21 protein-coding genes, 3 tRNA genes and 1 pseudogene are annotated in these 17,170 nt (G+C 63.9%); 16 read left to right on the forward strand and 9 right to left on the reverse strand.

The features are described from left to right. Positions 1-424 precede the first annotated feature (424 nt). From usfY to Y900_RS33085, 3 genes and pseudogenes are all read left to right on the forward strand, one after another. Positions 425-730 (forward strand): protein UsfY, encoded by a 306-nt coding sequence (gene usfY / locus Y900_RS17135; RefSeq protein WP_036343390.1) that lies wholly within the window; start codon positions 425-427, stop codon positions 728-730. Between the two features lie 407 nt (positions 731-1,137). Continuing rightward, positions 1,138-1,230: pseudogene (locus Y900_RS33750) on the forward strand (IniB N-terminal domain-containing protein); the annotation flags it as partial. Positions 1,231-2,454: 1,224 nt separating this feature from the next. Further along, entirely contained in the window at positions 2,455-3,882 is a 1,428-nt protein-coding gene (locus Y900_RS33085) for a hypothetical protein (protein ID WP_131536197.1), read from the forward strand. Between the two features lie 73 nt (positions 3,883-3,955). Here Y900_RS33085 and Y900_RS17150 read toward each other — a convergent pair whose 3' ends face one another. Together Y900_RS17150 and Y900_RS17155 are read right to left on the reverse strand one after the other, a co-directional pair. After that, positions 3,956-4,699, reverse strand: a complete 744-nt coding sequence (locus Y900_RS17150; RefSeq protein ID WP_036343393.1) for a glucose 1-dehydrogenase — start codon at positions 4,697-4,699, stop codon at positions 3,956-3,958. 37 nt (positions 4,700-4,736) lie between these two features. Continuing rightward, entirely contained in the window at positions 4,737-5,525 is a 789-nt protein-coding gene (locus tag Y900_RS17155; RefSeq protein ID WP_036347084.1) for a bestrophin-like domain, read from the reverse strand. 62 nt (positions 5,526-5,587) lie between these two features. On the opposite strand from Y900_RS17155, the gene Y900_RS17160 reads away from it, so the two are divergent. Together Y900_RS17160 and Y900_RS17165 are read left to right on the forward strand one after the other, a co-directional pair. Then, a complete protein-coding gene (locus tag Y900_RS17160) occupies positions 5,588-6,376 on the forward strand; it encodes an alpha/beta hydrolase (RefSeq protein ID WP_036343394.1) in 789 nt (262 codons plus the stop codon). Positions 6,377-6,439: 63 nt separating this feature from the next. Continuing rightward, entirely contained in the window at positions 6,440-6,670 is a 231-nt protein-coding gene (locus Y900_RS17165; protein WP_036343395.1) for a hypothetical protein, read from the forward strand. 5 nt (positions 6,671-6,675) lie between these two features. Here the strand turns inward: Y900_RS17165 and Y900_RS17170 are convergent, their stop codons facing one another. The 5 genes from Y900_RS17170 to Y900_RS17190 form a co-directional block, all read right to left on the reverse strand. Then, positions 6,676-7,266: a TetR/AcrR family transcriptional regulator gene (locus Y900_RS17170; protein ID WP_036343397.1), complete on the reverse strand. Its 591-nt coding sequence runs from the start codon at positions 7,264-7,266 to the stop codon at positions 6,676-6,678. 6 nt (positions 7,267-7,272) lie between these two features. Beyond that, entirely contained in the window at positions 7,273-7,968 is a 696-nt protein-coding gene (locus Y900_RS17175) for a crotonase/enoyl-CoA hydratase family protein (protein WP_036343398.1), read from the reverse strand. A 78-nt stretch (positions 7,969-8,046) separates the two neighbouring features. Next, complete coding sequence (locus Y900_RS17180; RefSeq protein ID WP_036343400.1) at positions 8,047-8,856, reverse strand: DUF8453 domain-containing protein; 810 nt, start codon at positions 8,854-8,856, stop codon at positions 8,047-8,049. Positions 8,857-8,887: 31 nt separating this feature from the next. Further along, a complete protein-coding gene (locus tag Y900_RS17185; RefSeq protein ID WP_051660115.1) occupies positions 8,888-9,622 on the reverse strand; it encodes a glycoside hydrolase family 25 domain-containing protein in 735 nt (244 codons plus the stop codon). 36 nt (positions 9,623-9,658) lie between these two features. Beyond that, positions 9,659-10,375, reverse strand: a complete 717-nt coding sequence (locus tag Y900_RS17190) for an MBL fold metallo-hydrolase (protein WP_036343402.1) — start codon at positions 10,373-10,375, stop codon at positions 9,659-9,661. Between the two features lie 142 nt (positions 10,376-10,517). Here Y900_RS17190 and Y900_RS17195 point away from each other — a divergent pair. From Y900_RS17195 to rplA, 11 genes are all read left to right on the forward strand, one after another. Further along, positions 10,518-10,590: transfer RNA gene (locus Y900_RS17195), tRNA-Thr, on the forward strand. Positions 10,591-10,654: 64 nt separating this feature from the next. Continuing rightward, positions 10,655-10,728, forward strand: a tRNA-Met gene (locus Y900_RS17200). 40 nt (positions 10,729-10,768) lie between these two features. Next, positions 10,769-10,936, forward strand: coding sequence for a 50S ribosomal protein L33 (rpmG, locus tag Y900_RS17205; protein ID WP_005143733.1), 168 nt, complete (start codon positions 10,769-10,771; stop codon positions 10,934-10,936). 67 nt (positions 10,937-11,003) lie between these two features. Continuing rightward, entirely contained in the window at positions 11,004-11,483 is a 480-nt protein-coding gene (gene hadA, locus Y900_RS17210; protein ID WP_036343403.1) for a (3R)-hydroxyacyl-ACP dehydratase subunit HadA, read from the forward strand. Continuing rightward, complete coding sequence (gene hadB / locus Y900_RS17215) at positions 11,470-11,898, forward strand: (3R)-hydroxyacyl-ACP dehydratase subunit HadB (RefSeq protein WP_036343405.1); 429 nt, start codon at positions 11,470-11,472, stop codon at positions 11,896-11,898. The genes hadA and hadB overlap by 14 nt, the downstream gene beginning before the upstream one ends. 2 nt (positions 11,899-11,900) lie before the next feature. After that, the gene (gene hadC / locus Y900_RS17220) at positions 11,901-12,413 is read left to right on the forward strand and encodes a (3R)-hydroxyacyl-ACP dehydratase subunit HadC (protein WP_036343407.1); all 513 of its coding nucleotides are present in this window, start codon (positions 11,901-11,903) and stop codon (positions 12,411-12,413) included. A 191-nt stretch (positions 12,414-12,604) separates the two neighbouring features. After that, positions 12,605-12,677: transfer RNA gene (locus Y900_RS17225), tRNA-Trp, on the forward strand. A gap of 100 nt (positions 12,678-12,777) precedes the next feature. Continuing rightward, positions 12,778-13,230: a preprotein translocase subunit SecE gene (gene secE, locus Y900_RS17230; RefSeq protein WP_036343409.1), complete on the forward strand. Its 453-nt coding sequence runs from the start codon at positions 12,778-12,780 to the stop codon at positions 13,228-13,230. 35 nt (positions 13,231-13,265) lie between these two features. Then, on the forward strand, positions 13,266-14,033 hold the full coding sequence (gene nusG, locus Y900_RS17235; RefSeq protein WP_036343410.1) for a transcription termination/antitermination protein NusG: 768 nt from the start codon (positions 13,266-13,268) through the stop codon (positions 14,031-14,033). A gap of 37 nt (positions 14,034-14,070) precedes the next feature. Beyond that, entirely contained in the window at positions 14,071-14,499 is a 429-nt protein-coding gene (gene rplK, locus Y900_RS17240; protein ID WP_036343413.1) for a 50S ribosomal protein L11, read from the forward strand. A gap of 102 nt (positions 14,500-14,601) precedes the next feature. Next, a complete protein-coding gene (rplA, locus tag Y900_RS17245; RefSeq protein ID WP_036343414.1) occupies positions 14,602-15,312 on the forward strand; it encodes a 50S ribosomal protein L1 in 711 nt (236 codons plus the stop codon). A gap of 53 nt (positions 15,313-15,365) precedes the next feature. Here rplA and Y900_RS17250 read toward each other — a convergent pair whose 3' ends face one another. After that, entirely contained in the window at positions 15,366-16,406 is a 1,041-nt protein-coding gene (locus Y900_RS17250; RefSeq protein ID WP_237752585.1) for an endonuclease/exonuclease/phosphatase family protein, read from the reverse strand. Next, complete coding sequence (locus Y900_RS17255; RefSeq protein WP_337588780.1) at positions 16,403-16,912, reverse strand: arsenate reductase/protein-tyrosine-phosphatase family protein; 510 nt, start codon at positions 16,910-16,912, stop codon at positions 16,403-16,405. The genes Y900_RS17250 and Y900_RS17255 overlap by 4 nt, the downstream gene beginning before the upstream one ends. Between the last annotated feature and the right edge of the window lie 258 nt (positions 16,913-17,170).

The following is a 17,170-nucleotide window of genomic DNA, read 5'->3' on the forward strand; positions in this document are numbered from 1 at the left end:
CCGGCACGGTGACCGGGAAGGCCAGATACCACAGGGTCGCCAGTGCGATCGCCTTGATGCCGTTGGATGTCGCTAGAGGCGAGAGAGTCTTAGCGGCAGTTGGCGACGCAGAGTGGGGCCGGTCAACGGGGGCGGCTTGTAGGTCTACCGAGAATGCCTGGCGTGGTGGGTCATGTGGCCGGGCGACCGTGTTCGGCGCGGCCAGCAACCCGATGGCGACGATCGCTGCGACGGCGCCCGCGGCAAAACGGGAGCCAGGTCCAACCACGCGAAGCAGCCCACACATGCGATTCCCCCGAGAGATCGACTATGGGCGAGGGTATCTGACACTTAGGTAAATATCAGGTTTTTATCAGGGCACGCTCAGGTGTGTCGTGGGTCACATCAAGCGTATTCTGGGAAGCGTCTCGAGAAGGGAGACGCGATGAAGGGTGCATATCGCGATCCGGTGGATCACTCCCGCACAACACAACCGCACGCCGGCGAATCGTTCATCGACACGCTGTGGCTTCCCGGATTACTGCTCATTGCGCTCGGCGTGGTGGGACTGGTAGGTGTCATCGCAGCGTTGGCCTACAACCATCATGAGCTGCTGCTGGTGTTGAGCTCGATCGCGGCGGGACTGCTGATTGTCGGCGCGCTGCTGATCATGGCCGAGCATCACCGGGTGGTGCGTGTTGAGCGCCGGTGGCTGGACGAACATCCAAGCCACCCGCGTCACGCGGCATAACGGATCGCATCTGTACACACCCGGGACCCCCGGATGTGGGCAGCATCTCTATGCGCCTGCGCCGGCTCTCACGTGCGGATTTACCCGTTCGCCATTTGCTGATAATTACCTGACTGTCAATAAACCGGTAACGGTTGTGCCTCAGTTCACAGTCGGCACTTGCTCATGGTTAGCGCCTTGAACAGTATTTATACCGATCCGACTGACAGTGTTCTGCGAAGTCGCGGCGGACACCCTAGTGATCCCCTAACCCCCTAATGGGGGTTGCTGGGATATCCCGGTACACCCCGTATCGGGTAGGGGACCGCGCCCCATTTCGGGGTGCGCGTCATCTCCATACCGTGGCTAGTAATCACCGGGCGGGGCCGGCGATCGAGCTTTCCAAGAAGACTAGGAAGGAACGTCCAATGGACTCCCTGCTTCAATTCATCCTTGACCTGTTCAACAACGAGTCTGCTGCGCAGTCGTATGTTGCCGACCCGAATGCGGCGCTGGCGAACGCAGGGCTGGCCAACGTCAGCCCCGAGCAGATCCAGTCGGTCGCTGCGTCCGCAGTGCCCGGCCTGGAGCTGGTCGGTGCGGACCCGGTGTCCGGCCTGGCTCAGGCTCTTTCTAATCAATACGGCTTCGCACCGGTCGACGGACTCCTGTCGGCCCCCGGGGCGGCTGCCGGCGTGGTCGCCGACCAGGCTCTGAATCTCGGAGTCGACGGTGGCTCGAATCTGGCCGCCGCAGTCGGTGACGGACTCGGTGTCGGGCTGGGCGAGAGCCTCGGTGCCGCGCTCGGCGGCGGTGTCGAGACCGGCCTCGGCCTCGGTGGAGCAGTCGGCGGCGGCCTGGAGAGCGGCGTCGGCCTCGGTACCGGGCTTGGTGGCGGATTCAACACCGGCGGAGGTCTGCAGACCGGGCTTGGCGCCGGAATTGGTGCCGGGTTCCAAGCCGGACTGAACGTCGAGGTCGAGGCGGGCTTCAACGCCGGCCTGGGCGCCGCGGTTGGCGGCGGCTCCGAGATCGGTGGCCAGACTGGGGTTGGTCTGGGCAGCGGTTTCGGGACCGGCTTTGGTGCGGGTGCGGGCTTCAACGGCGGCGCTGAGCTTGGTGGTGGTTTCAATGCCGGCCTGGGTGGCGGTTTTGAGGGCGGCACCGAGATCGGTGGGCACTCGGGTGCCGGTTTGGGCACGGGTTTCGGGACCGGGTTCGGTGCCGGTGGTGGCGCTGAGCTTGGTGGCGGTGTCAATGCCGGCCTGGGTGGCGGTTTTGAGGGTGGCACTGAGGTTGGTGGGCACTCGGGCATTGGTCTGGGTAGCGGTTTCGGGACCGGCTTTGGTGCGGGTGCGGGCTTCAACGGCGGCGCTGAGCTTGGTGGTGGTTTCAATGCCGGCCTGGGTGGCGGTTTTGAGGGTGGCACTGAGGTTGGTGGGCACTCGGGTGCCGGTTTGGGCACGGGTTTCGGGACCGGGTTCGGTGCCGGTGGTGGTGCTGAGCTTGGTGGTGGCTTCAACGGTGGTGCTGAGCTTGGTGGCGGTTTCCAGAGCGGGGCGGAGCTTGGCGGCGGTGTCAATGCCGGCCTGGGTGGCGGTTTTGAGGGTGGCACTGAGGTTGGTGGGCACTCGGGCGTCGGCCTGGGTAGCGGCTTCGGTGCCGGTGGTGGCTTCGAAGGTGGCGCTGAGCTTGGCGGTGGCTTCCAGAGTGGCGCCGAGCTTGGTGGGCACAGTGGCTTTGGTGTGAACACTGGCTTCAACGGTGGTGCTGAGCTTGGTGGCGGTTTCCAGAGCGGGGCGGAGCTTGGTGGCGCCGCAGCTGCAGGCGCAGGCGCCGCAGCCGGCCTCGGAGGAGGCGCTAATATCCACGGACAGACCGGTTTTGGTGGTCAGGTTGGTGGTCAATTCGGCGCCGGCGTCAACGCAGGCAGCAACTTCGCCGCCGGCGGCGGCAGCCAGCTTGCCGGTGGTGCACAGATCAACGACCGCGCTCGGGTGATCGACTCCAACGAGGTCGACGCCGACCGGCGCACCGCACTCAGCGGCAGCACCACCACCAGTGCCAGTGGCGGCGCCGGCGGCTCGGCGAACGTCGGCTCCGGTCTCAGCGCTCAGGAGAATGCGAACTTCAACAGCGCGTCCAACGTCGGCTTCTCCAGCCCGCTCGGCGGCGCAAGCATCGGCGGCCAGACGGCTGCGGCCGGTGGCGGAGCGATCGGTCTCGGTGGTGCCGGTGTGACCGCAGCCGGCAATGCCGCGGCGAGCAGCACGACTGCGGCGGCGTTCACCAGTCCGCTTGGCGGTGCGACCGCGGGCGCTCAGGTGGCGGCGAGCAACACCGCCGCAGCGAGCTTCCTGCACAACGACGGTGCGGCCCTTGGCGGCCAGACCAACGTCGCCGCCGGGTTCGGTGGGCAGACCAACCTCGGTGGAGTTGTCGGCGGCCAGACCCACGTCGCTGCGTCGGAGACGTCGGCTGCGCACGCTGGCGGCCAGACCGGAATCAGCGGTGGGTCGAGCATCGCAGGCGGGGCCAGTGCCTCCGGCGGCGCAAGCTCTAACTTCCTCAACCACGAGGCGACGAGTCTGAATCTGCACAATTCGGTTCAGGCGGCCGGCTCGACGAGCGGCTCGGCAGCGGCCGATCACGTCTCGGCGGGCGGGAACACGTCGTTCCAGAACGGATTTGGCGGTCAGGCCGACATCCTGGGCCACGACACCGCGGCGCTCGGCGGCCACGGCTCGGTCAACACCGGGGCCGGCGCAACGGTGTCGACAGGCGCTCAAGGCTCGGCGACCACCCCGTCGCAGGGCAGCGTCATCCACACCGGTGGCTCGGCGACCGGCGGCGGACAGGTCGCGGCCGGTTCGAACGGCGGCTCGGTGATCACCACGACGCAGGGTGGGGCCAACGCCGGCACCTCGAGTTCGGTTGACAACAGCCACACTTCGGCGACGGTCGATCAGCACTCGGCCTTCGACGCGTCGAGTCATGCCGCGGTGACTCCGGTGCCCGATCACTCGACGGACGACCAGTCGGCGCATGCCAGCACCGACTACTCGAGCCACTCGCTGTACGACACGAGCCACGACAGCGCGGCGTCGCACAGTCAGGCGAGCACCGATCTGTCGGCACACAACCAGCTCGATCAGCACCACCCGGGATTCTGACCGGAGAGGCCTGACACAAAATCGGTGGGGACCGCATGGTCCCCACCGATGTGTGTGTGCCGCAGTCGTGTGACTAGTCGGACATCCGGTGCGGGACGTCGGTGATCAGACCGCCGTCCATCACGAACTCGGAGCCGGTTGCGTAGGACGATTCATCGCTGGCCAGGAACAACACGAACGACGACACCTCGTCCGGCTCGCCGAGGCGACCCATCGGGGCAGCGACCAGATCCTCGGGCATGTGTGCGGTCATCGGGGTGCGGATCATGCCGGGGTGCAGCGAGTTGACCCGAATGTTGTTGGCCGCCAGCTCGAGTGCGGCTGATTTGGTCAGCCCGCGGATCGCCCATTTGGATGCGACGTAGCCGTGGTTACCCGGGGTCCCGCGCATCGCCTGGATCGACGACATATTGATGATCGAACCGCCGCCCGCGTCGATCATCGGCGCGATCACGGACTTGATGCCGAGCATGGTCCCGGTGAGGTTGACGTCGATAACCCGTTGCCAGCGTTCACGTTCCAGGTTCTTCAGGGTGCGGCGGTAGACAATGCCCGCATTGTTCACCAGAACGTTGAGGGTGCCGAACTCCCGCAGGACCAGCGCCACGGCTGCCGCCCAATGGTCGGGATCGGATACGTCGAGATGGATATACCGGGCATCGTCGCCGAGGGCAGCGGCCACCGCGGCGCCTTCGTCGTCGAGAACATCGCCGAGAATCACCTTGGCGCCCTCGCTGACCAGAAGCTGGGCATGGGCCGCACCCATCCCGCGAGCGGCACCGGTGATCAGGGCAACCTTGCCGTCGACGCGTCCCACCCGCCGCACGGTACCCGGCCAGACGGCTCGAGCTGCGTTACTTCCCCGCTAGCTGAGACCACGTGTCCAGGACGCTTTCGTAGGCCGTCGGCTGCACCGCGATCGAACCCACGAACGGATGCTCCATCGCAAACGTCAGATAGAGAACGAATGCCAGCAGGGAGCCGGCCAACGCGATCAGTGCGCCGTGGATTACGACGTCCGAGGAGGGAAATGTATAGGTGAACAACAGCATCACCATGCCGCCCCCCAACAGCAACACCCACAACTCGCCGGGAATCTCCGACTGGCTGCCGGAGATTCGTGTTTTTCGGGCGCTGCCCAGTTCGTCGAGTCGGGTGATGGATTGCTGATAGAACGCGATCTCGCTCTGCTTGGTCGGCTCGATGTGCAGGAAGCTGTTCCACACCGCGGTCAGGTGCTCGGATTGCTGCTCGATGGTCTCCCCGCGCCGCATGCGCGGAAATTCGTCGTCGACGACGTCCTTTGTGTAGTCGATAAGGCTCTGCTGAATCCCGGCCCGGTCGGCGACCGGCAAGCCCGTCGAATCGCGCAGCAGATCTGAGATCGCCGACGCCTCGGCCTCTGTGCCCCGCTCAGCCTGATTCAACTGCTCCCACACCACCACAACGACGAAGGCCACCAGCACGGCGTAGAGCACCCCGGCCAGGTCGAACACGTGGCCCGCCACTGAACCCGACCGTGCCAACCGTCGCTGCGGAAGGATGCGTCGGCTCAGCACCAGTCCCAGCACGGCCAGCCCGACGGTGATGACGACCACCACGACCCCGACGAGCGGTGCGGGCAGCTGCAGGAGCCAGATCACCGGATACTTGTTGCCGACGCATTCGTCCGCCAAACCACGGCTTGCGTCGATAGGGTGCGGCTGTGCTCGAGGTGATCGACAAGGGCGGGGCCACTGCCACCCGCTCCACGCCGCTGCTGTTCGTGCACGGGGCCTTCCACGGGGCCTGGTGCTGGGACGACCACTTTCTCGACTACTTCGCCGAGCGCGGCTATCACGCTCTTGCGCTGAACCTGCGGGGCCACGGTGCCAGCCCGTCGGCTGTGCCGATCAACTCCTGTGGCGTCCTCGACTATGTCCAGGATGTGAAAACCGTCGCTGACCGCCTGCCCGTGCCGCCGGTGGTCATCGGTCACTCGATGGGCGGATTCGTGGTTCAGAAATACCTGGCGGTCCACGATGCGCCGGCCGCGGTGCTGGTCGCGTCGGCCCCGCCGACGGGTATCGCGCCTGCGACCGTGCGGGTGGCCTGGCGTCATCGGCGCCAGTCGGTGCGCACCCGTTCCTTCAGCAGACCGTTGGATTTCTTTGCAGCGCAGGGTGTTTCACGAGCAACTTTCTATCATTCCGCCACCCCCGACGAGATCGTCATCGCGTGCACGTCGCGGCTGAGCGCGGAAAGTGCCCGGGTGCTGTACCGCGATCTGCTCTACCGCCACCTCGCACGACCCAAGCGCGTCAGGGCTCCGGTACTGGTACTCGGCGCCGAGCTCGACGGGTTCTTCACGCCAAAGGAAGTCGCCGCGACCGCGCGGGCTTACCGCACCGAGCCGGTCATGTTTCCCGGCATGGGCCACAACATGATGCTCGAGCACGGCTGGGAATCCGTGGCTGACCGCATTGACAGGTGGTTGACAGCAACACTGCGCTGACGGGGCGGTTAGTTTGGCCCCGGAACGGGAAACCACAGCCGCACCCCGACCAAGGAGGCAGGAATGCTGCACACCGCCGTGCTGGCCGCCAGCGACAACATCGAAGCCGCGGGATTCATCCTGCGCGGCATCAAAGGTATCTTCGTCGCCATCGGCAGCATCATCGCCGCGGTCGTCTGCGCGGTCATCGCAGGTATGAAGGGTCGAAATCCGTTCGGCTGGGGCATTCTCGGGCTGTTCTTTTCGATCCTGACGCTGATTGTCATCATCGTGATCCCCAGCAAGAAGTCCTAGCGCTGTCAGGCGTGAAAGCCCGCGAGGACCGCCTGCACGCCTACGTCCCAACGCCGATCGACCGACGACGTCGACGTGCCCAGCCAGCGCCCGGCTTCCTGAACCGCCAATCCCTGGGCGAGAGCGAGCAATACGTGGGATATGTCGACCGGGTCGCCTGCCAGTAAGCCGGTGTCGACGCACCGCTTCACCTTGCCGACGAGGATCTCCCGCACCGTCGGCGCGGATGCCAGCTGGTCAGGAGCGGGGTCGAGCTCCTGGAAGGGTCTGCTGAACATCACCCGGGCCAATGGCGGGTAGTCGAGGCAGAACCGGCGGAACACCGGAATCACCGCCCGCAGGTCGCCCAGCTCGTCGGTCGTCTCGGGGATTGCGACGAGTTCACCGCCCAGTCTGCGGAAACCTTCGAAGAACACCGCCCGCAGCAATCCGTCCTTGTCGGAGAACAACTCGTAGACCGCGGGCACGGAGGTGCCGGCGCGCTCGGCGACGCGGCGGGTGGTGAAGCCCGACATCCCGTCTTCGCACAGCGTGCTCACCGCCACGTCGACCACGCGGTCGCGCAGCTCGGGAGTGCGCTGCTTGACCCTGGGCACGGACTCCTACATTCCGAACTCGGAACGGATGTTGTCGATACCTTCGCGCATTGCATCAAGGGTGGCCTGGCGGGCGCGCAGCTTGCTGGCAAGATGCGCACTGGCATTCAGTGCGGTGAACTCATGCGCGGCTTCCTCGGCGCGCGCCAAAACCTGGTCATTCATCGCGATCTCGTCGATCCAGCCACCGGCCAGCGCGGTCTCGCCCAGGAAGTTCTTGGCCAGACCGACCGCCTGCTGGTAAGCCGACGGCGTCAGCCGCAGCCGCATGATCTCCAGGGCGGGGTACGGCAGCACCATCCCGATCGCTACCTCGTTGGCCTGAAAGTTGTAGGTGGGACCGGCAATTCGGTGGTCAACGCTGCACGCCAGAAACGATCCCATGGCGATCGCGTGACCGGTGATCGCCGCGACGACGGGTTTGGGGAACGACAGCAGCCGGTGGGACAAGTTGAACCCACCCTGCAGCATCTCGACAGAGGCGTCGATGTCGCCGGAGCGAAACACCTTCAGGTCGAACCCGCCGCTGAAGACGCGGTCATTGCCTGCGATCACCACTGCTGCGGCGTTCTCACCCTCGGCGCGATCGAGGGCGTCGTTGATCGCTTTCAGCATGACCGGACTCAGCACGTTGACCTTGCCGTCGTCCAACGAGATCACCGCGACCGCGTCGTCTTTGCGATAACTGACCGACCCGCTCATGGATGCTCCTTCGTCGCAGCGTCTAATTTCGTACCGACGTTACGTAACGAAGTTCCGATTTCCAAGGGGCAATTCCGCCTACCCATGCCGGGGCAGGCGCACGACCTCCGTCGGCTGCTCGAATCTCTCTCGCCGCCAACGGCTCTGAGTTTCCTCGGCGGCGCGCTTCATCCGGGCGATCTCCTCGCGAAGGACGTCGACGCGCGTCTCCTTGGTGGCGAAATGGAAGTAGTCGAGCATGTTGCGCAACAGTTCGAGCTTCTCGCGCTCGCGTCGGGCCAGATCGTGTCCGGTCATCATCTCGACACGGTGCACCGGCTGCAAGGTGTCCCAGTCCAGCGCCACCTTGGTGCGGTACACCGTGCGCTTGCGCCCGAAGGTCCTCGCCCACCAGCCCTGCGGCTCGGGCTGGTCGTGGTAGGAGACCAGCTCCTCGAACCGCGAGTCGATCGACTCGCCGAACTGGCTGCGATCGAGCGCCGAATCCCACACCGTGCGCCACTCCTGCGTGGGCGCGAGCTCGGGAATGCTTTGGGGCAGAGTCAGTTCCACGATATCGGTGAACCCGTCCTCGGTGTGCTCGTACCGAGCCACGGTGGGGGGCTTCGGAAAGGCGAAGCCTACGTCGAAGGCGGCCGTGCTGCCGTAGTTGCGGACGACCAGCTCGATGACATGCCAGTCCGCGGAGTGCGGCTCCATGAACATCGCGACGTGCGGTCGCGCCTGCTTGGCGTTAGCTCTCTGTTGTCGACGAATCTGCCGATGCGCGTAGATCAACGCCGCGAGCCCCAGCAGCACTGCTGCCCAGGCGGCGACCGCCAACCACGTGCCGGCCCCGACTCCGGTGACATCTCCCCACAGATCCGCGAGATCACTCGCGTTTTCCATCCTCTGCTTATATCACGGCAAACTGACGTCTTCAGTATTGACGAGATTGAAAGTTATTGCCGCGCTGGCGCAGTCGGCGCTGCACCGCGTACGGGCTCGCGGCCATGGATGCCCGGCGACGGCGCACGGCCAGCGTGACCGGCAATACCGGAGAAATGCCGCAGGCCTGCGCGAATTGCTGTGCGGTCAGCCCGTCCGCCGAGTTCATGTCGCAAGGGCCGAACGGTGGCGCCCCTTCCGGCAATCCGCCGCCGTAGCCTTGCCCGTCGGTGTACTGGTGGGCGACTTTGCCTGGATAGGGCGGATTCGAGCCATACGACGCCACCACTAACCGGATGCCGTCCGGCTTGGTGGGCCACAATTGGTCGAGGTCTCCGGCATTGCCGTAGCCGATCACCTTGGCCGTCGAGCCGACATAGGCGCCCACCTCGCGATAGGCCGCATTGATCCCGGCTGACTGGTCACCGGAAATCTGTCCCCCCCACGATTCGACGTCGATCATCACTGCCATCTTTGGATGCGGTGCTCGCACTTGGGATTTGAACGTCTCCACCGTCTCGCTCCAGTTTGGCCGCCACACGAAGTAGACGACGAAAAAGGTCAGTCGCCCGCTGTCGACATTGCTCAGGCACCAGCCATAGTTGTTAACCCAGCGGCGGTCGCCGTAGGTGCCGTCATTGGACCGGATGCACAACACCGGGTACGGATAGGTGTCGTTTACGCCGACCTGCCACTCGGAGACATCGGCATACAGGGTATCGGCCATAGCTAATTATGGCTATTGCCAACGAGATTGGAAGTATCAGGTGCCCATCAGTGTGCGCCACTGGTCCAAGTTCGACGCCTTGTAGACGTAGTTGGACCGTTTGACCTCGGACAGCGCGGCGCTGGGCTCGATCGAGTACCAGTGCCCGGGGAACACCGTCGGATCGCCGGAAAGCGCCGCCAGCTGCTGAAGACTGCGAAACATCTCGTCGACGTCGCCGCCGGGGAAGTCGGTACGTCCGCAACCGTCCAGGAACAGCGTGTCGCCGGCCACCAGACGACCGTCGAGCAGGAAGCATTGACTGCCCGGTGTGTGGCCGGGAGTGTGCAGCAGCTCGATGTCGATGGCGCCGACGGAGACCTTGTCGCCGTGCTCGTGCGCGGTCAGGCTACTCATCGGGATGCCGGTGACCCGCGAAACCCAGAGTGCTTCGTGGGTGTTGACGTGGACCGGGACCTCGACCCGCTCGAGCAACTCGGCCAGGCCTGCGAGGGTGAAGCCCATCATCGATCCGCCGACGTGATCGGGGTGGTGGTGGGTGACCAGCACTCCGGACAAATGCATACCGTCGGCCTCGAGCGCCTCGACCAGCTCGCCGGCTGCATAGGCCGGATCGACCACGAAGGCGTCGCCGGTTTCCCGGTCACCGATCAGGTAGGCGAAGTTGCGCATCTGCTGCGCCATCATGTCGCCGGCGGCGAAATCACGGCCGGAGAGCAGCTGGCGGAAATACAGACGGTCCGTTGATGCCATGGCCTTACAGTAAGCGTGCTCGCTCGACGAGCTCAGCGTGGCCCGGGCGGCCAATCGGGGTCCCCATCGAGCGGTTTGGCTGAGCCCATCCGCAGGCTGTACCCTCTTTAAGGCCCACGGCTGTTCGTCGCTCGCGGGTCAGGCCCCCTTAGCTCAGTCGGCAGAGCGTTTCCATGGTAAGGAAAAGGTCAACGGTTCGATTCCGTTAGGGGGCTCGGTGGACACTCGGATCTCGTGGCTGACCTCTGGGCGCCGCGGAACTCCGCAAGTGCCTATCGGGGCGGTGTAGCTCAGCTGGTTAGAGCGCACGACTCATAATCGTGAGGTCGGGAGATCGAGCCTCCCCACCGCTACAGGTAGACGCAAACGAGAACGTGAAAGAAGGCAACGAACGTGGCCTCCAGTACCGACGTACGGCCGAAGATCACCTTGGCCTGCGAGGTGTGCAAGCACCGCAACTACATCACCAAGAAGAACCGTCGTAACGACCCCGACCGGCTCGAGCTGAAGAAGTTCTGCCCGAACTGCGGCCAGCATCAGCCGCACAAAGAGTCGCGCTGATTTCGCCTGGCCGTCGCGACGACGGCCAGGCGAACAGTGCCGAGGTTGACTAGATAGGTCCTGCTCCGTGGCTTTGTCCCAAGAATTCGTCGGGCGACATTTTCGCTATCCCGACTATTACTTGGTCGAGCGAGAAAAGATCCGCGAGCACGCCAGATCCATCCAGAACTCCGATCCGGCGTTCTTCTCCGACGAGGCCGCCGCCGAGCTGGGCTACGACGACATTCTGGCGCCGCTGACGTTCACGTCGATGCTGGGCTACGCCGCTCAGACCGCCTTCTTCGAGCACGCCAACATCGGGATCACCGACAAGCAGATCGTGCAGATCGATCAGGTTCTGAAGTTTTTCAAGCCGATCAAGGCCGGCGACAAGCTCTACTGTGACGTCTACGTCCACGAGATTCGGCAGGCGCACGGCACCGACATCATTGTCACCAAGAACGTTGTCAGTAATCAGGATGACGAGGTAGTACAGGAGACCTACACGACGCTCGCCGGGCGGAGTGAGGAAGACGGAGAGAGTGGCTTCAACGATGGCACTGCGTGAGTTCAGCTCGGTCAAAGTGGGTGAGGAGCTGCCGGAACGGGTCATCACCCTGACCCGCGCCGACCTGGTCAACTACGCCGGCGTGTCCGGCGATCTGAACCCGATCCACTGGGACGACGAAATCGCGAAGCAGGTCGGTCTGGATACCGCGATCGCGCACGGGATGCTCACCATGGGTCTCGGCGGCGGCTACGTGACCAACTGGCTCGGTGACCCTGGCGCGGTGACCGAGTTCAATGTGCGATTCACCGCGATCGTGCCGGTGCCAAACGATGGTGTGGGTGCCGAGATCGTGTTCACCGGCAAGGTGAAGTCGGCTGACCCCGAGACCAAGACCGTGACGATCGCGCTGATCGCCACGACGGGTGGGAAGAAGATCTTCGGCCGCGCCGTCGCGATTGCGAAGTTGGCGTAACCATGGCGCTTAAAACTGATATCCGGGGAATGGTCTGGGAGTATCCCGACACCTTCGTGGTGGGCCGTGAGCAGGTTCGCCAGTACGCCAAGTCGGTGAAAGCGACCGATCCGGCCTCGCTCGACGACAAGGCAGCGGCCGAGCTCGGCCACGCCGGTCTGGTCGCACCGCCGACGTTCATGTCGATCCTGGCGGTGATGATCCAGAACCACTTCTTCCAGCACGTCGACGTCGGTCTGGAGACGATGCAGATCGTCCAGGTGGATCAGAAGTTCAAGTTCTACCGGCCTATCGTCGAGGGTGACGCCGTCCGCGGCACGATGTACATCGAGTCGGTCGAGGAGCGGTTCGGCGCCGATATCGTCACCACCCGCAACGTCCTCATCGACCAGCACGGCGAGATGATCATGGAGTCATTCACCACGCTGATGGGGCACGAGGGTGACAACTCGATCTCGGCAGGCTGGGATCCGGAGACGGGTCAGGTCCTACGCAAGCCGGTCGTCCACGACTAACAACGGATTAACACCTGCCTGGTGTGCCGTTGTACACTCGGACCTCGGGGTTTTCCCAGATAAGCGCGCTGTCCGTCGGTTCGGGTTTGACCGAACGGGGAGCGCGCGAATCATGTGGGGGTAAACCGCCGGGGAACGGCGACAACGACGAGCCCGAGCTTGCGAAGGTGAGGAGTGTCGCAGTCAGACAGAGGGGCGTAGCTCAACTGGCAGAGCAGCGGTCTCCAAAACCGCAGGTTGCAGGTTCAAGTCCTGTCGCCCCTGCTTCAACTGAATAAAGCTGGAATGAACATGGTGGACACTGGAGGGTGCACACCGGGCTGGGTACTCCAGCCCATACGTACTCGACACAAAGGAGCATGCGGTGAGCGACGAGCGCGAAAGTGCTGACGCCGCAGGCGCAGGCGACGGTTCTTTGGCTGGTACCGAGGACACCAACGGCGGTCAGACCGTCGTGGTGACCCGCCCCGCGCGTCCCACCGGCAAGCGGTCCCGGCGCGCCGGAGCCACTGCGCTGGCCGAGCCGGAGGAAGTCGAATCGACCGCCGAAGAACTCGGCGTCGAGGACAAACCCGGCAAGAAGACGAAGGCCAAGAAGAAGAAGAAGGCCAAGTCCGGGCCCTCGCGTAACCCCATCCTGTTCGTCTGGAACTACCTCAAGCAGGTCGTCGCCGAGCTGCGCAAGGTGATCTGGCCCAACCGCAAGCAGATGGTCAGCTACACCACCGTGGTTCTGTTGTTCCTGGCCTTCATGGTCGCCCTGATCGGTGGGGTCGACCTCGGCCTGGCCAAGCTTGTGCTGTGGGTGTTGGGTTAGCGAACCCTGACGTTTTTTAGAGAGGACTGACTACCGTGACAACCCCCGAAGGCGATACGCCCACGGGTGAGGCGCTTGTCGACGTGATCGACGAGGACGCTGCCACACCTGAGATCGAGGCGGCGCCTGACGCTGAGGCGACGGAAGCCGCCAGCGAGGCTGCTGCCGAGGAGGAGCTCGATCCGGCCGCCGCGCTCAAGGCCGAGCTGCGCAGCAAGCCGGGCGACTGGTACGTCATCCACTCCTACGCCGGCTACGAGAACAAGGTGAAGGCGAACCTGGAGACCCGCGTGCAGAACCTGGACGTCGGCGACTACATCTTCCAGGTCGAGGTGCCCACCGAAGAAGTCACCGAGATCAAGAACGGCCAGCGCAAGCAGGTCAACCGCAAGGTGCTGCCCGGTTACATCCTGGTGCGCATGGAGTTGACCGACGACTCGTGGGCTGCGGTGCGCAACACCCCGGGAGTCACCGGCTTCGTCGGCGCCACCTCACGGCCGACGGCGCTCTCGCTCAACGATGTGGTGAAGTTCCTGCTGCCGCAGGGCGCGGCGAAGAAGCCCGGCAAGGCGGCATCGACGGCTGCTTCGGCCGCATCTTCAGAGGCCACCCTGGAACGCCCGGAGATCCTGGTGGACTTCGAGGTGGGCGAGTCGGTCACCGTCATGGACGGTCCGTTCGCGACCCTGCCGGCCTCGATCAGCGAGGTCAACGCCGAGCAGCAGAAGCTCAAGGTGCTGGTGTCCATCTTCGGCCGCGAAACACCCGTCGAACTGACCTTCAACCAGGTCGCCAAGATCTGATCGCTGTCTGCGATCGCTAGAAAGGAAACAACCCCGAATGGCCCCGAAGAAAAAGGTCGCCGGGCTGATCAAGCTGCAGATCCAGGCCGGGCAGGCCAACCCCGCCCCGCCGGTCGGCCCTGCGCTCGGCCAGCATGGCGTCAACATCATGGAGTTCTGCAAGGCGTACAACGCCGCGACGGAAAACCAGCGCGGCAACGTCATCCCCGTGGAGATCACCGTCTACGAGGACCGCAGCTTCACTTTCGCGCTGAAGACCCCGCCCGCCGCGCGGTTGCTGCTTAAGGCTGCCGGCGTGCAAAAGGGCTCGGCCGAGCCGCACAAGACCAAGGTTGCGAAGGTCACCTGGGATCAGGTGCGCGAGATCGCCGAGACCAAGAAGGAAGATCTCAACGCCAACGACATCGATCAGGCTGCCAAGATCATCGCCGGCACCGCCCGGTCGATGGGCATCACTGTCGAGTAGCTCGCCGGATCGACCAGACAGAAGTCGAACAAGCACCGCAGGCACGCGTGGGAGGACCAGCTTCGGTCCGCGAACCACGACCTCATCAATTAGGAGAACGAAATGAGCAAGACGAGCAAGGCCTACCGCGAAGCCGCGGAGAAGGTCGACAAGGCCAAGCTTTACTCACCGCTGGAAGCCGCGAAGCTCGCCAAGGAGACGTCGTCGAAGAAGCAGGACGCGACCGTCGAGGTGGCGATCCGGCTCGGCGTCGACCCGCGTAAGGCCGACCAGATGGTCCGCGGCACGGTCAACCTGCCCAACGGCACGGGTAAGACCGCGCGCGTCGCCGTGTTCGCGGTGGGGGAGAAGGCCGAGCAGGCCAAGGAAGCCGGTGCGGACATCGTTGGCAGTGACGACCTGATCGAGCTGATCCAGGGCGGCATGCTGGACTTCGACGCGGCGATCGCCACCCCGGATCAGATGGCCAAGGTCGGTCGCATCGCCCGCGTGCTGGGCCCGCGCGGTTTGATGCCGAACCCCAAGACCGGCACCGTCACCCCGGATGTGGCCAAGGCCGTCACCGACATCAAGGGCGGCAAGATCAACTTCCGCGTCGACAAGCAGGCCAACCTGCACTTCGTGATCGGCAAGGCGTCGTTCGACGAGAAGAAGCTGGCCGAGAACTACGGCGCCGCGCTCGACGAGATCCTGCGTGCCAAGCCGTCGTCGTCCAAGGGCCGCTACCTGAAGAAGATCACCGTCTCGACGACCACGGGCCCGGGCATCCCGGTCGACCCGGCCGTCACCCGGAACTTCACCGAAGAGGCGTAACGCTTTTCGACCGGTGGCCGTCTACTTCGGTAGGCGGCCATTTGTCGTTTCCGCTACGCAGTGGGGTCGATCGGTATACGGATCGTGGCGAGCAGGGCTCGGTGGTCTGAGCCCGGTACTTCGATGGTGCGCACCGATTCGGCCGCAGCGTTGCGGGTGAGCACATGGTCGATGGTGATCAGCGGCGGAAATATCCGGTTGGAGGGGAACGTCGGGGCGAACCCTGATCCGCTCTGTTCGACTGCGTCGCGGTAACCGTTGGTGAGTAGGTCGCGGAACTGGCGCATATCTGGGGTGCTGTTGTAGTCGCCGCCGATGATGACTGCGCCCCGTCGAGCGATAACGGCGAAGCTGTCCAATTGTGTTTTCGCGCTGACCATTCCGGTTCGCCAGCCGTCGATGGTATTACTTCTTCCGGCAACGGGCGAGTAGACATGCACACTCGCGAGAACGGGATCGAAGCGCAGACCCGGTACCAGCAGGCGTGCCGCCGGAATGCTTACACCCTCTTCTTCGTCTCTAGTTGACGCGAGGATGTCGAGAGGATATCGACTCCATATCCCTGCGCCCCCGGCACCAGGCGCAGGGATGAGGTGCGAGTACGGGAACGTTGCGTCGATTCCTGACTGCTTTAGACGTTGAATCGCTTCGGGAGTCAGCTCTGAAACGGTAACGACATCGGCATTTTCTTTGGTCAGGTTGACGATGAAGGCTGGATCCGCTTGTCCGTAGCGGAGATTCGAGGAGAGCACCCGAATGTTTTGGTAGGTGCCGGTGATAGGCGGTTGGCCGATGTAGTACCACGAAATCTGAACTGCGATGCTGACTCCCACTACGCCGGCGGCGAGCACGGTCAGCAGAATTCGTCGGCATGAAATAGCCACCAGCAAGCCTGCGAGAGCCGCCAACGGCGTGTAGGGCGATCCGACAGCCAGGATGAGGCCTGGAATATTCGATATCGGTTGGGTGCGCGCGAAGACAGAAGCAATAGTAAGAAGCACGCTGACGATGACAAGTAGCGTGACGAGCGGTCGGCTGCTTTTCTTTTTCTTATCGAGGGGGCGACCCTCACCTATGCGCTGCGAGTTGATCAATCGCGCTTGCAGAGTGTGAGTATCGGGGGGAGGAGCTCGGCGATTTGTGTGCCGACCCGTGCGAAGAACTCGGAGTCCTGACCGATCGGGTCAGGAATGTCTCGGGCAGCACCCGAAGCCAGGTGCGGGCGTAGGGCCGCGAGGTCTGCGACATTCTTTGCCTTTCGCTCCGACACTAATAGGGAGGCTTCGCTCAGCGTGAACGTCTTGTGTAGTTGGCGTGGAGCTAGACCCAGAACCGAGTCACGATGTGCTCTCGTCATAGCGATGACAAGGTCCGCGTCGCCAGCGATGCGCGGTGTGAGCTGTCGTGCGGCGAAATCGGACGGGTCGCCGCCGAGGTGCTCGACCACGCGAGCCGCCTCAGGGTGGATGGGATTTCCGATAACAGCCCGGATCCCTGCGCTGGACGTGGTGAGTGCCGCTATCCGCAATTGAGAGCCCAGAACAAAGGCGAGTCGCTCCGCCATCGGTGACCGGCAGATGTTTCCCGTGCAAACAAACAAGATGTGCAGAGCCGACTCCCTCCCGCCGGACTAACCTACTGTTTTCCCGTGCTGCTCGCGCCGTCAGAATGAAGAGTCTTCCCACCACCGCTGTACCGGCAATATATATCGATCTTTTCGCAGCAATGTCCGCACCCGATCTTCGACGATCCTAGAGTCCAGATCTCAACACTTTGCCGTGGCCGGTAGATGAATCTGTCCCTGCGCTCCCGCTCAACTGCCCAATTGAAGCTACGGTGCCTAGCTCTAGCAGGGACT

It is taken from the genome of Mycolicibacterium aromaticivorans JS19b1 = JCM 16368 (assembly GCF_000559085.1).
Lineage (GTDB): Bacteria > Actinomycetota > Actinomycetes > Mycobacteriales > Mycobacteriaceae > Mycobacterium > Mycobacterium aromaticivorans.

Bases quoted from the DNA above. Each gene is read 5' to 3' on its own strand.
- rplK (WP_036343413.1), top strand. From the start codon at position 14,071: ATGGCCCCGAAGAAAAAGGTCGCCGGGCTGATCAAGCTGCAGATCCAG.
- Y900_RS17190 (WP_036343402.1), bottom strand. From the start codon at position 10,375: ATGGCATCAACGGACCGTCTGTATTTCCGCCAGCTGCTCTCCGGCCGT.
- Y900_RS17180 (WP_036343400.1), bottom strand. From the start codon at position 8,856: ATGGAAAACGCGAGTGATCTCGCGGATCTGTGGGGAGATGTCACCGGA.
- Y900_RS17185 (WP_051660115.1), bottom strand. From the start codon at position 9,622: ATGGCCGATACCCTGTATGCCGATGTCTCCGAGTGGCAGGTCGGCGTA.
- hadB (WP_036343405.1), top strand. From the start codon at position 11,470: ATGGCACTGCGTGAGTTCAGCTCGGTCAAAGTGGGTGAGGAGCTGCCG.
- usfY (WP_036343390.1), top strand. From the start codon at position 425: ATGAAGGGTGCATATCGCGATCCGGTGGATCACTCCCGCACAACACAA.
- Y900_RS17165 (WP_036343395.1), top strand. From the start codon at position 6,440: ATGCTGCACACCGCCGTGCTGGCCGCCAGCGACAACATCGAAGCCGCG.
- rplA (WP_036343414.1), top strand. From the start codon at position 14,602: ATGAGCAAGACGAGCAAGGCCTACCGCGAAGCCGCGGAGAAGGTCGAC.
- hadC (WP_036343407.1), top strand. From the start codon at position 11,901: ATGGCGCTTAAAACTGATATCCGGGGAATGGTCTGGGAGTATCCCGAC.
- Y900_RS17175 (WP_036343398.1), bottom strand. From the start codon at position 7,968: ATGAGCGGGTCGGTCAGTTATCGCAAAGACGACGCGGTCGCGGTGATC.